Here is a 15,134-nt window from a genome sequence, read left to right as displayed (position 1 = left end):
TCATGCGCTGACGCCTGGCGCATGATCCCGGTCCGAAAAGTCTGCAACTTTTCGGGGTCATGCGCTGATGCCTGGCGCATGATCCCAGTCCGAAAAGTCTGCAATCTTCAGGGATCATGCGCTGAGCCCCCTGGCGCGAGCCGCCGAGGCGATGAAGCCGTTGATGGCGGCAAACAGCTCCGGCTCGTCGAGCAGGAAGGCGTCGTGGCCGCGATCGGTCTCGATCTCGACGAAGGACACCGAGGCGCCGGCCGCGTTCAGCGCATGAACGACCGAGCGGCTCTCCTCGGTCGGGAACAGCCAGTCGCTGGTGAAGGAGACCAGGCAGAAACGGGTTCTGGTGCCGGCAAAGGCGTCGGCCAGCCGGCCGCCATGATCGGCGGCGAGGTCGAAATAGTCCATCGCCCGGGTCATGTAGAGATAGGAGTTGGCGTCGAAGCGGTCGACGAAGGTCATGCCCTGATGGCGCAGATAGCTCTCAATCTGGAAGTCGGCGTCGAAACCGAAGGTGAGCGCTTCACGGTCCTGCAGGTTGCGGCCAAACTTCCGGTGCAGGGCCGCCTCCGACAGATAAGTGATGTGAGCGGCCATGCGCGCCACAGCCAGTCCCTTTTCCGGGCGCTTGCCCTGCTCGAAATATTTGCCGCCATGCCAGTCCGGATCGGCCATCACCGCTTGCCGGCCGACCTCATGGAAGGCGATGTTCTGCGAGGAATGGCGCGCGCCAGTGGCGATCGGCAGCGCTGAGAAAACGCGCTCCGGGTAGCTCGACGCCCATTGCAGCACCTGCATGCCGCCCATCGAGCCGCCGAGCACCGAGAACAGTTTTTCGATGCCGAAATGGTCGACCAGCATCAACTGCGCCCGCACCATGTCGCGGATGGTGATGATCGGCAGGTCGAGCCCGTAGGGCTTGCCGGTGGCTGGATTGGTCGAGGCGGGGCCGGTCGAGCCGAGGCAGCCGCCGATGACGTTTGAGCAGATGACGAAGAAGCGGCTGGTGTCGATGATCTTGCCGGGGCCGATCAGCACTTCCCACCAGCCTGGCTTGCCGGTCACTGGATTGGTGCTGGCGACATGCTGGTCGCCGGTCAGTGCATGGCAGACGAGGATGGCGTTGGAGCGGGCGTCGTTGAGCGTGCCGTAAGTCTTGTAGGCGATCTGGAACGGTGACAGCAGCGTGCCGGCATCGAGCTTGAGCGGCTTGTCGGCACCGAAACGCAACACCGGGCTCGACGGTTCGTCGGCCTCGTTATTGGTTCTTTTAGTGCGCAGCGCGACCATCGCATCCTCTTACATTAACCCATCGCGCTTTCCGAAAGTCGATTCCGATTTTCGGGTCGATGCGAATGTCCGGCCGGCTACGGACAACAAAAAACCGACATCGCCTTCGCAAAGCCGGTTACAGGATGCAAACGGCCCTTTAGCGAGTTGTTTAACGTGGCTGCAAGCCGACCGGCCAAATCACCACGGGATTTCGCCTTTCTTCTAGGACCGGAGCGTCTCGGCGTCAACGGCCAGTCGTTCACCCATGCCAGTCGCTCACCCATGATCGCCGCCTCTCGACATTCCAGGCCACGGCTTGTATTTCCGCTGCGGCTTCTAGTGTGGCGAATCCGAAATTCGCATCGCGTTGGAGCAGCGCAGTGGGCGAATTTCGGATTCGCCACACTAGCAACCAATGAATTCTAGTGTGCTGGATTTGAAGTTCCTGAGCGCTGTTGCCACCAAATGGCAGGAACTTCAAATCCACCACACTAGGTGGAAGCGTTCTCGACGGATTTTGCAATATGAACCAGGCATCGGATCAGGCACGTCCAACGCCCCGCGCGGGGATCATGGACATCGAAGCCTATGTGCCGGGCAAAAGCACGGCGCCGGCCGGCGTTGCCAAGGTCCACAAATTGTCGTCGAACGAGAACCCGCTCGGCCCCTCGCCGAAGGCGATAGAAGCCGCGCGCGACGTCGCGGCCAAACTCGACATATATCCCGACGGCACCGCCAGGCGCCTGCGGGAGGCGATCGCCGAGGTGCATGGCCTCAACCCGGCGAACATCGTCTGTTCCAATGGTTCCGACGAGATTCTCGGCCTGCTTGCGCAGACCTATCTCGCGCCCGGCGATGAAGCTGTGATCACCGAACACGGCTTCATGGTCTACAAGATCTACATCCAGTCGGCAGGTGCTGTCCCGGTGTCGGTCAAGGAAACCAATGAGCGCGCCGACGTCGATGCTATCCTCGCTGCGGTGACGCCGCGCACCAGGATCATCTTCCTCGCCAATCCCAACAACCCGACCGGCACCTATTTGCCGTTCCAGGAGGTGCGCCGCCTGCATGCCGGCCTGCCTCCAAACGTGCTTCTGGTGCTGGATGCAGCCTATGCCGAATATGTCCGCCGCAACGATTATGAAGCCGGCGTCGAACTGGTGGCTGGCGCGGAAAACGTGGTTATGACCCGCACCTTCTCCAAACTAGGCCTCGGCGGTGCGCGGATCGGCTGGATGTACGCGCCGATGCATATCATCGACGCGATCAACCGCGTGCGAGGTCCCTTCAACGTCAACGCGACGGCGATCGAGGCCGGCATTGCCGCGATCCGCGACCGCGCCCATGTCGAGCGCAGCGTGGCTCATAACGACACTTGGCTGCGATGGGTGAGCGAGGAGTTGACCAAGCTCGGACTGCGGGTGACGCCGAGCGTCGGCAATTTCGTCCTCATCCACTTTCCCGAAGACAAAAAACATTCGGCGGCGGCTGCGGACGATTACCTCTCCGCGCGCGGCTATATATTGCGGCGCGTTTCCGGCTACGGCTTCCCCAATGCACTGCGCATGAGCATCGGCACCGAAGAGGCCAATCGCGGCGTTGTCGCCGCCCTCGCGACATTTCTGAAAAGCTAGAAGACCATGACATCACCGATGTTCGAAAAGATCGCGCTGGTCGGCATCGGCCTGATCGGCTCGTCGCTGGCGCGCGTAATCCATCGCGAAGGCCTTGCCCGCCACGTTGCCATCTCGACGCGCAGCGAAACGACGCTGGCGCGGGCGAAGGAACTCGGCCTCGGCTCCTCCTACGCGATGGATGCGAAAGAGGCGGTCCGCGATGCCGACCTGGTCATCGTTTCGGTGCCGGTCGGCTCTTCGGGCGAGGTCGCCGAGCAAATCGCACCGGCGCTGAAGCAGGGCGCCATCCTCACCGATGTCGGCTCGACCAAGGCGTCGGTCATTGCGCAGATGCAACCGCATGTGCCTGCCGGCGTGCATTTCATTCCCGGCCATCCACTGGCCGGCACTGAAAAATCGGGTCCGGACGCCGGCTTTGCCGAACTGTTCGAGAACCGCTGGTGCATTTTCACGCCGTTGCCCGGCACCGATCCCGAGGCGCTGGAAAGACTCTCGGAATTCTGGCGCCGCTGCGGCTCCAACATCGACACGATGGATCCCCAGCATCACGACATGACGCTGGCCATCGTCTCGCACCTGCCGCACATCATCGCCTATAACATCGTCGGCACCGCCGACGATCTGGAGTCGGTGACCAAGTCCGAGGTGATCAAATATTCGGCCTCCGGCTTTCGCGATTTCACTCGCCTTGCCGCTTCCGACCCAACCATGTGGCGCGACGTCTGCCTGCACAACAAGGACGCCATCCTCGAAATGCTGGCGCGGTTCTCGGAAGATCTGGCCTCGCTGCAGCGGGCGATCCGCTGGGGCGACGGCGAAAAGCTGTTCGACCTGTTCACCCGCACCCGCGCCGTCCGCCGCTCGATCATCGAGGCCGGCCAGGACATCGATGTGCCGGACTTTGGCCGGCAGGCGGTCGAGCACCCATCCAAGGGATAGAGCATCGCGCAAAAGTGCGCAGCGGTTTTGCGATAACGACATGCATGAAACAAGAACTTAAAGCGCGCCGCATGAATCCATTCAAACGCGACGCGCTTTAGCGCGGCGGTCCGATTCGATTTGAAAGCCCGCCGCTGTCTCAGGCCGGCCAATGGGCCGCCATCATCGCCAGTGTCTCGGCCCTGTCTGGCGCGCCCAGCCGGCCGCCGAAGCGCTGGCATTTGAGCGCGGCGGCGGCGCTGGCAAAGCGCAATGTCCGTTCGATCGGCATGGCTTCCGCCAGCCCGACGGCAAAGGCCCCGTGAAACACGTCGCCCGCGGCAAGCGTGTCCACTGCCTTGATCCTTGGCGCCGCGACATGGCGCACGGACCCCACCGAGCGGTCGAACCACCAGCTTCCCGCCGCGCCGCCGGTCACCGCGACAAACGCATCGGTGCGTCTGCCCAGCGCTTCACAGGCCTTTTGCGGACCTCGTTCCTCGCCGCAGAGGATGAACGCCGCCGGCTCCGACGCGACGATGTGCGAGGCCAGCGGAAACAGCCGTTCCAGCACGTCCCGTGGCGCGGTGTCGGCGTCCAGTATGGCCGGACGGCCGATTTCGCGCGCCGCCGCCAGGGCCAAAGCTGCTGCGCCCGGCCAGCGCACATCGGCCAGGACGGCGTCGAATGCGGTTAGATCTTGAATGGGGAGCGCATCGGGGTCGGCCTGGGCGAGCTTGTCATAAAAAGGAACGATGATGCGCTCGCCATGCGTGTCGACCAAGATGGCCGACAGTGCCGACCGCGCGCCGCCGACGCGCCGGACAAAGCTGCAATCGACGCCCTCGGCCTCGATCCCGGCGACCAGTTGATCGCCGACGAGGTCGTCGCCCGCGCTCGCCCATAGCGATACGTCCGCGCCGAGGCGGCGTGCGGCGCAGGCCGCGCTCGAAGCCATACCCGAGGCGATCTGGAGGCCGTCGGATGCAATGAACTTGCCCGGACGTGCCGGAAGCGTGTCGACGCCAAGGATCGTATCGAGCGTCAGCGCGCCAACACTCAGGAGCTTCACCGGGCTGTTCATCTATCTTCCTGTTTCTTCATGATTTTTCTCCGAACTGAAGGTTCGCAATCATGGTCTAATCGACCGGCTTGATCCTACCCAGCGGGATAAAACCCAGCGAGGCCTTGCCCTTGACGACCTTGAGGGGCATCGACGGTTCGTTGCCAAGCAGCGCCAGCCCGGCAAAGCCGGTTTTGATCTGGTTCTTCTGCTCGGGAATGGCCTTGCCGAGGATTGCCGCCACCGCCTTCGGATCGCTGAGCTTGATCATCAGGTCGGCGTCGATCAGCCCGTCGGCATCGACCGACACCGGTCCGGAAACGGTGACGCGCGCGGTCCCCGACGACAGATCGAGCTTGACGATATCCACCGCCTGGCCGCGCATGCTCTCTGTTTGTGTCTTGATCAGCGCCACGCCGTTCTTCAGCGTCACGTCGCCACTGCCGTCGAGCGGCGGCAGCACGCGGCCATCGATCGCCCCTGGATCGATTTCGAGATTGGTGAAACTCCCGGAATAGTCAATGTCCTGGCCGTTCGGACGCAGTTGTCCGGCCGCTGTCCCGGCGCTGAACAGCTCGACCGGGTCAGTGCCATCCGCCGGATCGGTTTGGGCTGACAGACCCTGGGCCTCCAGTGAAACGCGCCGGGGCAGGGGCCAGGACAGTTTGACGGTCGCTCGCAGATTATCCCAGTCGATCCACAGCGGCGCCATCCCCGGCGCGGAGGCCCTGAGCGGGCCCCGCAGGTCGGCGCCGGGCGACAGGATCTGGGTGATGTGCGTGACGGCGTTGAGGCTGCCGAGGGAGGCGGCGACGTTCCTGGTGTCGTCCTGATAAGCCAGGCTGTCGCAGGAGATGGCGAAGCTCGAGGGATAGCCGCTGACCGTGAGATTGGCGCAGTCCGCCTCGATGCCATTGCCGTTGAGCTCGGCCACCGCTTTGTCGGCTTCGCTCTTGACCTTGTCCGCCAGGTAGAACCAGCCGGCGCTGTAGAGGCCGAACAGCACAAGGATGAAAGCGCCAAGCCAGAAGAGGCGGCGGCGAAAATTCGGCGGACGCTCGTCACTTGACGTCATGCTGCGGCTCTCGCTAGCGCGTGTTGCAGAGGGGACTGTCGTTTCCGGCAACATCAGGTAGACGGAGACGGATTGAAAAAACACCGATTCCAGTGCGGTGCTGCAACCAGGCTTGGCGATATGGGCGATTTTTGGGTTTTTGGCTACGGTTCGCTGATCTGGCGGCCGGGCTTTGCGCATGTCGAGACGCGGCGCGCCCGCCTCCACGGCTACCGCCGCTCGCTGTGCGTCTACTCCTTCGTGCATCGTGGCACGCGCGAACGGCCCGGCCTGGTGCTCGGCCTCGACCGTGGCGGCTCCTGCATCGGGTTGGCTTTCCGCGTCCCCGGCGATCTGCGCAACGAGGTCATCACCTATCTGCGCGAGCGCGAGTTGGTCACCAATGTCTATCGCGAGCGCATGCTTAGCATTCGCCTCGACAATGACGCTACGAACGGCGAGACGGATGGGGGCGAGACGGTCTCGGCGGTCGCCTATGTCGTCGATCGTGCCCACGAGCAATATGCCGGCGCGCTCGATGCTGCCGATGCGGCGACCGTCGTTCGCGGTGCCGTCGGCCAATCGGGAAAGAACGAGGACTACGTGCTCAGCACGCTGGAGCACCTCGAGGCGCTGGGCATCCGCGACCACTGGCTGGAAGAGGTAGCGAAACGGATCGGGTCATGATCTTCTTTCGTTGTTTGACCATGATCCCGAAAACCGGTTCCCACTTTTTGCTTCGCTGACCTTCGGTTCGGGATCATGGTCCGGGTTACATCCCGAAAATCTGCTTTCCGAGATCGGCGCGATCCAGGCTGTTCGTCACGGCGAGCTCGAACTCCGCCAGCGGATGGATGCCGCCAACAGGGACATGGAAATCGGGTTGGCCGAAGATGTCGACAATCTCGCGCAACACTGGTCGGTCGGCTTCGACAGGCGGCGAAAAGAAGTAGCGGTAGATATTTGCCCTGATCTCGAGGCCGCTCAGCAGCACGTCGAAATTGTGCAGTTCGAAACGCTCGGTGCTCATGCCGCCATTGATAACCATCTGCCCGCCCATCGCCAGGGTGCGGATCAACTCGCCACTGACGGGTCCGCCGACATTATCGATGATCCCGTTCAGCCCGGCGCCGTCGGTCATGTCCATGATCGCTTCCCTGATGCCGACCTTCAAACCCGACAGATCGAGGATGGCGGTAGCACCAAGCCCCTTCAGGTCCAGCCTGTCGCGAGATCGTCGCACGAGCGCAATCACGTTGATGCCGCGCCGTTGGGCGAACTGCATCACCATCGTCGAAACCGATGAATAGCCGGCCGTGACGGCCAGCCACTGTCCAGGCTGCACACGGGAATCCGCCAGCAGGTCCCAGGCGGTGATGGGGTTCACCATCTGCCCGGCGCGTTCGACCGGATAGCCGGCGGGCAGCGGGATCAGCCAAGCGGCCGGAACGGCGGCATATTCAGCCCAGCTGTTGTAGTAGCTGAATGCGACAAGCGTGCCCGGTTTCAAGGCGACGTTCGCGCCCACGGCCTCGACAATGCCGGCGCCATGGTTTCCGGCGATCTGGCGCGGGAAATGCGGCTTCTTCGGTTCGGGATAGAGGTTCTGGATGAACAGAAAGTCGCCAGGGTTGATCGAGGCGGAGACCATCCTGAGCAGCACCTCACCGTCGCCGATTCGCGGCATGGGCACGTCGCCGAGATAGAGCACGTCCTGCGGCGAGCCGATTGCGTCGAATACAACTGCTTTCATGGCGGTCTCCAATAGAGGGCGATCTGGCCATGCAATCTGGACGCGGCCAGATCGCAGGCACGGTGTTTGCATCGGCGTCGCGGAACCTAAGGCCGCTGGCAAAAATCGGAATTGGCAGATTTGACAATCTATGTGCTAAACTTGCCATAGCTGCTCAAAGGAGCCATCTTGGACAATCGTCCCGTCCACGCCGTGATCTGGCTGCCGTCGACGTTCTATTCGGCTGTCGCCGCGACGCTTGTCGAAATGTTCGAGCTGGTAAACACCATTCGCGGCGCGCCGGCGATTTCCTTCGAATTCGTGGCACGGCAGGCCGACGCCACGACGACGCCTGGAATCTCCTTTCACACCAGACGCGAACCCTCGCAGCGCATGGAACTGCTGATCCTGCTGGCCATGCCCGGCATGCAAATCCCGGAGCTTGTTGCCGCGCTGGAGGAAGAGAGCCGCCACGCCGCGCCGCTTATCGCAAGCGCGCAACGCGACGGCGCCATCATCGCCGCGCATTGCGGGGCCGGTTACTTCCTGGCAGACGCCGGTCTTCTCGACCGAAAGCGCGCGACAATCTCCTGGTGGCTGAAGACCGATGCCCAGCGCCGCTTTCCAAAGGTGCGTTGGGACGCTTCACGTGTGCTGATCCGGGACGGACGGATCTATACTTGCGGCGGCGGCTTTTCAGGTCTGGAGCTCGGCAAGGCGCTTCTGCGGGACCTTGGCTTCGCCAGGGAGGAGCGCCTGGTTCGCAAGTTGCTGGTACTGCCGCCGTCGCGGCAGATCCAGACACCCTACGAGTTCCCGCTCACCGATCTGCTGCCTTCGCAAGAGCCGTTCCGCGACCGGCTCGAAACCCTGTCCAGAAAACAGCTCGGGGCGCTCGACCTTACCTTCCTTGGTGCGCAACTCGGTCTGTCGCCGCGAACGCTGGCGCGCCGGTTTTCCGATGAATTGCACACCACTCCCGGCCGATGGATCCAAGACCGGCGCCTTGAGGCCGCGAAAACACTTCTTGAAAGCACCAAACTCGGTATTTCGGAAATATGTTACCAGGTCGGATACCGGGACACGGCCTCATTCAGCCGGCTTTTCAACCGCGTGGTCGGACTGCCGCCTGGTGAATACCGGCGCCAGAGCCAGTAGACATCGGCTGGAACGTCGAACGCGGCGGATCGCGCCCTTGTGAAAGCACTGGTCCGTCGGAAAGAACGGCCAGGCCTTTGACCTCGGCGCGGTGAGACCTAGGTAAGCGAGGGCTTTTCGCCCCCTCCTTTCCATTCCCCACGGAGATCAGTCTTGCAGAAACGTCGTCTCGGTCAAACCGACCTGTCCATCGCGCCGCTGGTTCTGGGCGGCAACGTCTTCGGCTGGACCGCCGACGAGAAAACCTCTTTCGACCTGCTCGACCGGTTCATCGGCGCCGGCCTCAACGCCATCGACACCGCCGATTCCTATTCGCGCTGGGTTCCCGGCAACAAGGGCGGCGAATCCGAAACGATCATCGGCAAATGGATGAAGAGCCGCGGCAACCGCGACAAGGTCGTGGTGATCACCAAGGTCGGGTCGGACATGGGGCAGGGCAGGAAAGATCTCTCCGCCGCCTATATCGAAAGGGCCATCGATGCGTCGCTGAAGCGGCTGCAGACCGATGTCGTCGATCTCTATCTGTCGCACTGGCCGGACCCGACCACCCCCTACGAGGAAACGCTCGGCGCCTACCAAAAACTGCTCGCCAAGGGCAAGATCCGCCATGTCGGCGCCTCCAATCTCGACGCCGGCCAGTTGCGCGCCGCGCTCGACGTGGCAAGCCTGCGGGGCCTGCCGCGCTATGCGGTACTGCAGCCGGAGTACAATCTCTACGACCGTGCCTCATTCGACGGGCCGCTCCGCGAGCTGTGCATGGCCGAGGATATCGGCGTCATCAGCTATTTCAGCCTCGCCAAAGGGTTTTTGAGCGGCAAGTACCGCAGCGAAGCCGATCTCGGCAAAAGCGCGCGTGGCGACGGTGTGAAGGGCTATCTCAACGGGCGCGGCATGCGCATCCTGGCGGCACTCGACGCCGTGTCGGCGCGTCACGCGGCCAAGCAGGCGGAAGTGGCGCTCGCCTGGGTGATCGCGCGGCCCGGCGTAACGACGCCGATCGCCAGCGCCACGACGCTGGACCAGGTCGACAGCCTCGTCCGCGCCGCATCATTGAAGCTCAGTCCGGACGATATCGCCGAGCTCGACAGCACGAGCGCATAGACTCAAACAGCAGCCAAGAACCGTGCGCGGCCTGCGCCGGAAGGCTCCCTGCACGATCGTTCAAGACGCCCTGGTCTGCCCTGCCATACCATTGCCCGCATCGCGCCTGGATACTGGTATACAGATGGCCGAACAGGTCTTTTCCCATCCGGAACTATGGCAGCAATTGCTCGCGCTTGTGCTGGCATCGGCGGTCGTGATGGGCAGTCCGGGGCCGGCGACGATAAGCGTCACCGCCGTTGGCGCCGCCTTCGGCCTGCGCGATTCGCTCCGCTACGCCTCGGGCATCATTCTTGGTACGGTCGCCGTGCTTTTGGTCGTGGCGACGGGCATTACGGCCATGCTCGCCTCTGTGCCGAAGCTCACACCGCTCCTGACGGTCGCATCCGCAGCCTACATCCTCTACCTCGCCTTCAAGATAGCAACGGCTCCGCCTCTGGCAGCGCGTACCGGCGGGGCGGCACGTCCCACATTCCTCGGCGGGTTTCTTCTGGCCGTCGCCAACCCGAAAGCCTATGTGGCGATTGCCGCCGTATTTGCCGGCACGTCGTCCGCCGGTGAGCTCGATGCAGGGCTCAAGCTGGCGGTCCTCGCTTCGATGATCGTCGCCATCCATGTCCTGTGGCTTCTCGCCGGGGCAGCGTTTGCGCGCTTCCTGCGCAAACCCGTGGCCTCGCGGATCATCAATCTGACGTTCGCGGCGACACTGGTTTTGACAACGGCGCTGGCTGTGGTCCCCTAGGGGATACTGCCGACCAAGCAGATGGTTCAGGCCGGGGTATCGGAGCCAAGCTCCCTCAGCCGCTTTACCGCCGTCGGCGGCATTGGCGGCGGGTTTGGCGCCTGGGACGCCTCGATGAGCAGCTGGTCGCAGGCGGCTTCCGTCTCGCCGATCAGCCGTTCCATGAATTCCTCCTTGCCCAGCCCTGCCGGGATCGGCGGCAGGAAGCGCGCCTTGATCGTGCCGGGATAGCGAAGGAATTTCCGGCGCGGCCAGTAGAGGCCGGCGACATGGGCAACCGGCACCACGGGAATGCCAAGCTGGGTATAGAGTTCTACGATGCCGTATTTATAGGCCGGCTCGTCGCCCGGCGCCCGGCGCGTGCCCTCGGGATAGATGATCAGCTGGCGGGGATTGCGCGCCAGCTCCTGCCTGGTCGCGGCGACCACCGCTTTCAGCGCTTTCGAGCGGCTGCCGCGGTCGACCGGGATCATCCGCATTTTCAGGATGTACCAGCCGAAGAACGGGATCCAGGTCAGTTCCCGCTTCAGGATGTAGATCGGATCTTGCAGGAACGGGAAGAAGGCGATCGCGTCCCAGAAGGATTGGTGCTTCGGCGCCAGGATGAATGAACCCTCGGGCAGGTTTTCCTGGCCGGTGATCTCACTTTTTGTGCCGGCGATCTTGTCATAGAGCCACATGCTGGTGCGCGACCAGAATTTCGGCACAAACCAGGCGCGGTGGCGCGGCGACAGAAAATAGTACGGGGTCCAGAGGATCATCTGGACGATCAGATTGACGTAAAAGACGAGGTTGAACGCCAACGAGCGAATAAGGAGCATGTGGGAAGTGCCCGGTGAGGAGGTGTGCGTTGGTTACACCAAGCGCAGGCAAAAAGGAAACGGTGCGATGGCCCGTTCGTCAGGCCTGCCACGTCGCTTGCACCAGCCGCTTCTTCAGGCGTGGGGCGGCGAAATCGAGGAACGCGCGCAGTTTCACCGGCAGTAGATCCTGGCCGGCATGCACGAGACTGACCGACCATGGCTGCGGCTCGAATGCCTCCAGCACGGTGCGGAGCGTGCCGGACCGCACCGCAGCAGTGATCTGGTAGGAAAGCACCCTCGTCATCCCGGCGCCGGCAATCGCGGCATCGATCGCCGCTTCCGCGGTGTTGACCCGAAGCCGTGAGCGGATCGGAACAGTGAGGTCGCTCTTGCCGGTGGAAAAAGTCCATGCGGCAGGAGCGGTCAGCCCCTCGAAGGTGACGCAGCTGTGTGCCGCGAGGTCTTTCGGCGTCTTTGGCATGCCGTGCTCGGCCAGATAGGCCGGGCTCGCGCAAACAACGCGCCGGATCGAGCCGATGCGGGTGGCCACCAGGCTCGAGTCGGGAAGCTCGCCGATGCGGACGGCGAGATCGATGTGCTCCTCGGTCAACTGGGTTATCCGGTCGGCGAGCATCAGGCGGATAGCCACGTCGGGGTAGGCGGCGAGGAAGCCAGTGACGACCGGCAGCACATGCAGGCGGCCAAAGATGATCGGTGCGGTGATGATCAGTTCGCCCGTCGGCGCGCTGTATTCGCCGGCGGCGGTACGCTCGGCCTCGCCGACCTCGTCGAGAATGCGATGGCAGGCAGCGAGGTAGGCGTGACCCGCGTCGGTGAGCGTTAGCTGCCGCGTCGAGCGGTTCAGGAGACGCGTCTTCAGATGCCGCTCCAGGTCGGAGACTTTGCGGCTGACCGTTGCAAGGGGGATGCCGAAACGGCGTCCGGCCGCCGAAAGGCTGCCGGCCTCCACTGCGGCGACAAAAAGCGACATTGCCTCGAGGCGATCCATACTTCTCCCGGAAATTGGAAGGATCAATTGCAAATATGACAGCTACATCCGAATGATGGAAGGGGCCATGTTTTGGCGGCGAAGCTGATCAACGAGAAGGAATGCCGATGCCCCGTATCCCTACACCCGCGTCCATAGAGGCCGCGCCTGCTGCGTCGCAGCCGATGTTACATGCCGTCGAGAAGCAACTCGGCGTCGTGCCAAACCTCTTCAGGCTTGTTTCCAATAGCCCGGCTGCGCTTGAAGGCTATCTCAGTCTGTCCGGAGCGCTTGCCAAAGGCCGCCTGCCCGCGCCGACGCGCGAGCGCATCGCTCTGGCGATAGCCGAGGTCAATGGCTGCAGCTACTGCCTTTCCGCCCACACCTATCTCGGCAAGAACCTCGCCAAGCTTGACGATGCCGAAATGGTCGCCAACCGCGCGGGCGGCTCCAACGATCCCAAGGCCGCCGCAGCCGTGCGTTTCGCCACGAAGATTGCGCGCGACCGCGGCCATATCGGTGACGAGGATCTCAGCGCCGTCAGGCTCGCAGGCTACGACGATGCGCAGATCATCGAGATCGTCCAGCATGTCGCTCTCAATGTCTGGACCAACTATGTCAATGAGGTTGCCAGGACGGAGATCGACTTTCCTGTCGTTTCTGCCCGCAAGACAGCCTGAATTCAGCGACCACTGTGTCGGTTTTTTGGAAAATCCGATGCTCAAACAAAAGAGACAGAGCGGCGGTACGGTTCGACTTGAAAGTCCGCCGCTCTAGCCCATCGCAAGGAGTTCCCATGTCTGAAAGCCGCCCACCGCTACCGCCATTCACCGCCGAGACCGCCGCACAAAAGGCACGCATGGCGGAGGATGCCTGGAACTCCCGTGATCCGGCACGGGTCGCGCTTGCCTACACAATCGACAGCCGCTGGCGCAACCGGGCCGAGTTCCTGCAAGGGCGTGAGGCCATCCAGACCTTCCTCACACGCAAATGGGGTCGCGAACGCGACTACCGGCTCATCAAGGAGGTCTGGGCCTTCCGCGACAACCGTATCGCCGTGCGTTTCGCTTATGAATGGCACGATCACAGCGGCTCGTGGTTTCGCAGCTACGGCAACGAGAACTGGGAGTTCGATGAACATGGTTTGATGCGCTTGCGCATCGCCAGCATCAACGACCTGCCGATCCTCGAGGCCGACCGCAAATATCATTGGCCGCTCGGCCGCCGGCCGGACGACCATCCCTCTCTGACGGAACTCGGCCTTTGAAGGAGGCTTTCCATGAATGCTCACGTCTTCACCAGCGATGTCGCCTTTACGCCAACCGTCAAGGCGATCCAGGCCCGCAAAGGCTCACGCGAGGCCTATGCCCGCGTCGAGGAGCGCGGCAGCTGGCAAGCTGATATCACGCCCGATCTCGCCGCCTTCATCGAGGCGCAGACCAGCGTCTTCCTGTCGACGGCCAATGGTGACGGCCAGCCCTACATCCAGCATCGAGGCGGGCCGGCCGGCTTCCTCAAGGTGCTTGACGAGCGGACGATCGGCTTCACCGATTTCTCCGGCAACAGGCAATTCATCACCCAGGGCAATCTGGACGATAACCCCCGGGCTTTCCTGTTCCTGATCGACTATGCCCACCGGCAGCGCATCAAGATCTGGGGCAGCGCGCGTGTCGTCGAGGACGACGCCGAACTGATGGCGAAGCTGATGCCGGAAGGCTACAAGGCGCGCCCCGAGCAAATCATCCTGTTCACGGTTTCGGCTTGGGATTCCAATTGCCCGCAGCATATTCCACAGCGGTTCGAAGCGGCCGATGTGGCGGCGGCGCTGGCCGAGCGGGACAAGCGTATCGAATGGCTCGAACAGGAGATCGCGCGCCTGCGCGGAACTTCAAGCGCCACGGTCAAGGAATGATACCGGTCCAGATAGGCTCAGTTCGGCGCAGCAGCCTCGGCCAGCGCGATGCCGGTTGGCGTTGGCTTCACCGGCACGATGCCGCGCGCCAGCGCCAGCAGATATTTGTTGTATTCGGTGAACAGCACGCGCAGTGCCCTGGGCTTGGTCAGCCAGCCGCCATTGCCAAGATTGCTGTTGACCACCGGATACGGCTCGAGCTTGGCCTTGTGCAGCAGCCGGCCCATTTCCAGCAGGCTGCGCGGCATGTGATAGTTGTTGGTCACGAGGATCACGGTGCCATAGGCGTGGTCTTCCACCCACTTGGCACTTTCCTCGGCATTGCCGATCGTGTCGAGCGCGGCGCGGTCGATATCGACGCAGCAGGAAAACAACTTCTTGTCGCCGCGGGTCGCGACCTGAAGCTGGCGGCGGCTGGCGGAAGGATGCACGCCGCTGATCAGCAGCCGCTCACCCTTGCCGGACGCCAGCAGACCCATAGCGGCGTCGAGACGCGAATGGCCGCCCGTCAGCACGATGATGGCATCGGCTTTTGCCGGATTGGCGGGCGTCGCGAGACGGCTGACGGTATTGGCGAACCAGCCGAAGCCGCCGGCAAACAGCGTTGCCAGCACGAGCAGAAAGAAAGCGGAGATGCGTAACGCGCCCGCCAATCGGCTGGGCTTGACGCGCTCGCGGGAACGCGTAATCACCAAGGGCAACTGTCCAGCCATTCCGGTCGAGTCGCGCGCGTCCATCGTCTCTATCGTTAACCCCGAAA

The 15,134-nt window shown here is 62.9% G+C and carries 16 protein-coding genes and 1 riboswitch; of the genes, 9 read left to right on the top strand and 7 right to left on the bottom strand.

Annotated features, from left to right (window positions below; all coding sequences use genetic code 11):
• Positions 1-114: 114 nt before the first annotated feature.
• Entirely contained in the window at positions 115-1,284 is a 1,170-nt protein-coding gene (metX, locus tag CIT26_RS15800) for a homoserine O-acetyltransferase MetX (RefSeq protein ID WP_095493438.1), read from the bottom strand.
• Positions 1,285-1,403: 119 nt separating this feature from the next.
• A riboswitch (SAM riboswitch) is annotated at positions 1,404-1,481 on the bottom strand.
• Between the two features lie 309 nt (positions 1,482-1,790).
• Here metX and hisC point away from each other — a divergent pair.
• Together hisC and CIT26_RS15790 are read left to right on the top strand one after the other, a co-directional pair.
• Positions 1,791-2,900: a histidinol-phosphate transaminase gene (gene hisC, locus CIT26_RS15795; protein ID WP_095493437.1), complete on the top strand. Its 1,110-nt coding sequence runs from the start codon at positions 1,791-1,793 to the stop codon at positions 2,898-2,900.
• A 6-nt stretch (positions 2,901-2,906) separates the two neighbouring features.
• A complete protein-coding gene (locus CIT26_RS15790) occupies positions 2,907-3,842 on the top strand; it encodes a prephenate/arogenate dehydrogenase family protein (protein ID WP_206072771.1) in 936 nt (311 codons plus the stop codon).
• Between the two features lie 139 nt (positions 3,843-3,981).
• On the opposite strand, the gene CIT26_RS15785 is transcribed toward CIT26_RS15790, so the two are convergent.
• Together CIT26_RS15785 and CIT26_RS15780 are read right to left on the bottom strand one after the other, a co-directional pair.
• A complete protein-coding gene (locus tag CIT26_RS15785) occupies positions 3,982-4,905 on the bottom strand; it encodes a sugar kinase (RefSeq protein ID WP_095493435.1) in 924 nt (307 codons plus the stop codon).
• Between the two features lie 55 nt (positions 4,906-4,960).
• The gene (locus CIT26_RS15780; protein WP_095493434.1) at positions 4,961-5,959 is read right to left on the bottom strand and encodes a DUF2125 domain-containing protein; all 999 of its coding nucleotides are present in this window, start codon (positions 5,957-5,959) and stop codon (positions 4,961-4,963) included.
• A 120-nt stretch (positions 5,960-6,079) separates the two neighbouring features.
• Between CIT26_RS15780 and CIT26_RS15775 the strand changes: the two genes are divergently transcribed.
• Positions 6,080-6,625 carry a gamma-glutamylcyclotransferase gene (locus CIT26_RS15775; RefSeq protein WP_095493433.1) on the top strand — a complete coding sequence of 182 codons (546 nt, stop codon included), beginning with the start codon at positions 6,080-6,082 and terminating at the stop codon, positions 6,623-6,625.
• Between the two features lie 85 nt (positions 6,626-6,710).
• Here CIT26_RS15775 and CIT26_RS15770 read toward each other — a convergent pair whose 3' ends face one another.
• Complete coding sequence (locus tag CIT26_RS15770) at positions 6,711-7,691, bottom strand: quinone oxidoreductase family protein (RefSeq protein ID WP_167391421.1); 981 nt, start codon at positions 7,689-7,691, stop codon at positions 6,711-6,713.
• Between the two features lie 168 nt (positions 7,692-7,859).
• Between CIT26_RS15770 and CIT26_RS15765 the strand changes: the two genes are divergently transcribed.
• The 3 genes from CIT26_RS15765 to CIT26_RS15755 all read left to right on the top strand — a co-directional run bounded on the left by CIT26_RS15765 (position 7,860) and on the right by CIT26_RS15755 (position 10,671).
• The gene (locus CIT26_RS15765) at positions 7,860-8,828 is read left to right on the top strand and encodes a GlxA family transcriptional regulator (protein WP_095493431.1); all 969 of its coding nucleotides are present in this window, start codon (positions 7,860-7,862) and stop codon (positions 8,826-8,828) included.
• A 153-nt stretch (positions 8,829-8,981) separates the two neighbouring features.
• Positions 8,982-9,929 carry an aldo/keto reductase gene (locus tag CIT26_RS15760; RefSeq protein WP_095493430.1) on the top strand — a complete coding sequence of 316 codons (948 nt, stop codon included), beginning with the start codon at positions 8,982-8,984 and terminating at the stop codon, positions 9,927-9,929.
• 124 nt (positions 9,930-10,053) lie between these two features.
• Positions 10,054-10,671, top strand: coding sequence for a LysE family translocator (locus tag CIT26_RS15755; protein ID WP_095493429.1), 618 nt, complete (start codon positions 10,054-10,056; stop codon positions 10,669-10,671).
• Between the two features lie 26 nt (positions 10,672-10,697).
• Here the strand turns inward: CIT26_RS15755 and CIT26_RS15750 are convergent, their stop codons facing one another.
• On the bottom strand, positions 10,698-11,492 hold the full coding sequence (locus tag CIT26_RS15750; protein ID WP_095493428.1) for a lysophospholipid acyltransferase family protein: 795 nt from the start codon (positions 11,490-11,492) through the stop codon (positions 10,698-10,700).
• Positions 11,493-11,571: 79 nt separating this feature from the next.
• Positions 11,572-12,483 (bottom strand): LysR family transcriptional regulator, encoded by a 912-nt coding sequence (locus tag CIT26_RS15745; RefSeq protein WP_095493427.1) that lies wholly within the window; start codon positions 12,481-12,483, stop codon positions 11,572-11,574.
• 107 nt (positions 12,484-12,590) lie between these two features.
• Between CIT26_RS15745 and CIT26_RS15740 the strand changes: the two genes are divergently transcribed.
• The 3 genes from CIT26_RS15740 to CIT26_RS15730 all read left to right on the top strand — a co-directional run bounded on the left by CIT26_RS15740 (position 12,591) and on the right by CIT26_RS15730 (position 14,374).
• Positions 12,591-13,142, top strand: a complete 552-nt coding sequence (locus tag CIT26_RS15740) for a carboxymuconolactone decarboxylase family protein (RefSeq protein ID WP_095493468.1) — start codon at positions 12,591-12,593, stop codon at positions 13,140-13,142.
• A 116-nt stretch (positions 13,143-13,258) separates the two neighbouring features.
• Positions 13,259-13,729 (top strand): nuclear transport factor 2 family protein, encoded by a 471-nt coding sequence (locus CIT26_RS15735; protein ID WP_095493426.1) that lies wholly within the window; start codon positions 13,259-13,261, stop codon positions 13,727-13,729.
• 12 nt (positions 13,730-13,741) lie between these two features.
• On the top strand, positions 13,742-14,374 hold the full coding sequence (locus CIT26_RS15730; protein WP_095493425.1) for a pyridoxamine 5'-phosphate oxidase family protein: 633 nt from the start codon (positions 13,742-13,744) through the stop codon (positions 14,372-14,374).
• Positions 14,375-14,391: 17 nt separating this feature from the next.
• Here the strand turns inward: CIT26_RS15730 and CIT26_RS15725 are convergent, their stop codons facing one another.
• On the bottom strand, positions 14,392-15,111 hold the full coding sequence (locus CIT26_RS15725) for a YdcF family protein (RefSeq protein WP_095493424.1): 720 nt from the start codon (positions 15,109-15,111) through the stop codon (positions 14,392-14,394).
• Positions 15,112-15,134 lie beyond the last annotated feature (23 nt).

Source organism: Mesorhizobium temperatum (genome assembly GCF_002284575.1).
GTDB lineage: Bacteria > Pseudomonadota > Alphaproteobacteria > Rhizobiales > Rhizobiaceae > Mesorhizobium > Mesorhizobium temperatum.
This window is presented reverse-complemented; position numbering and strand designations above follow the sequence as displayed.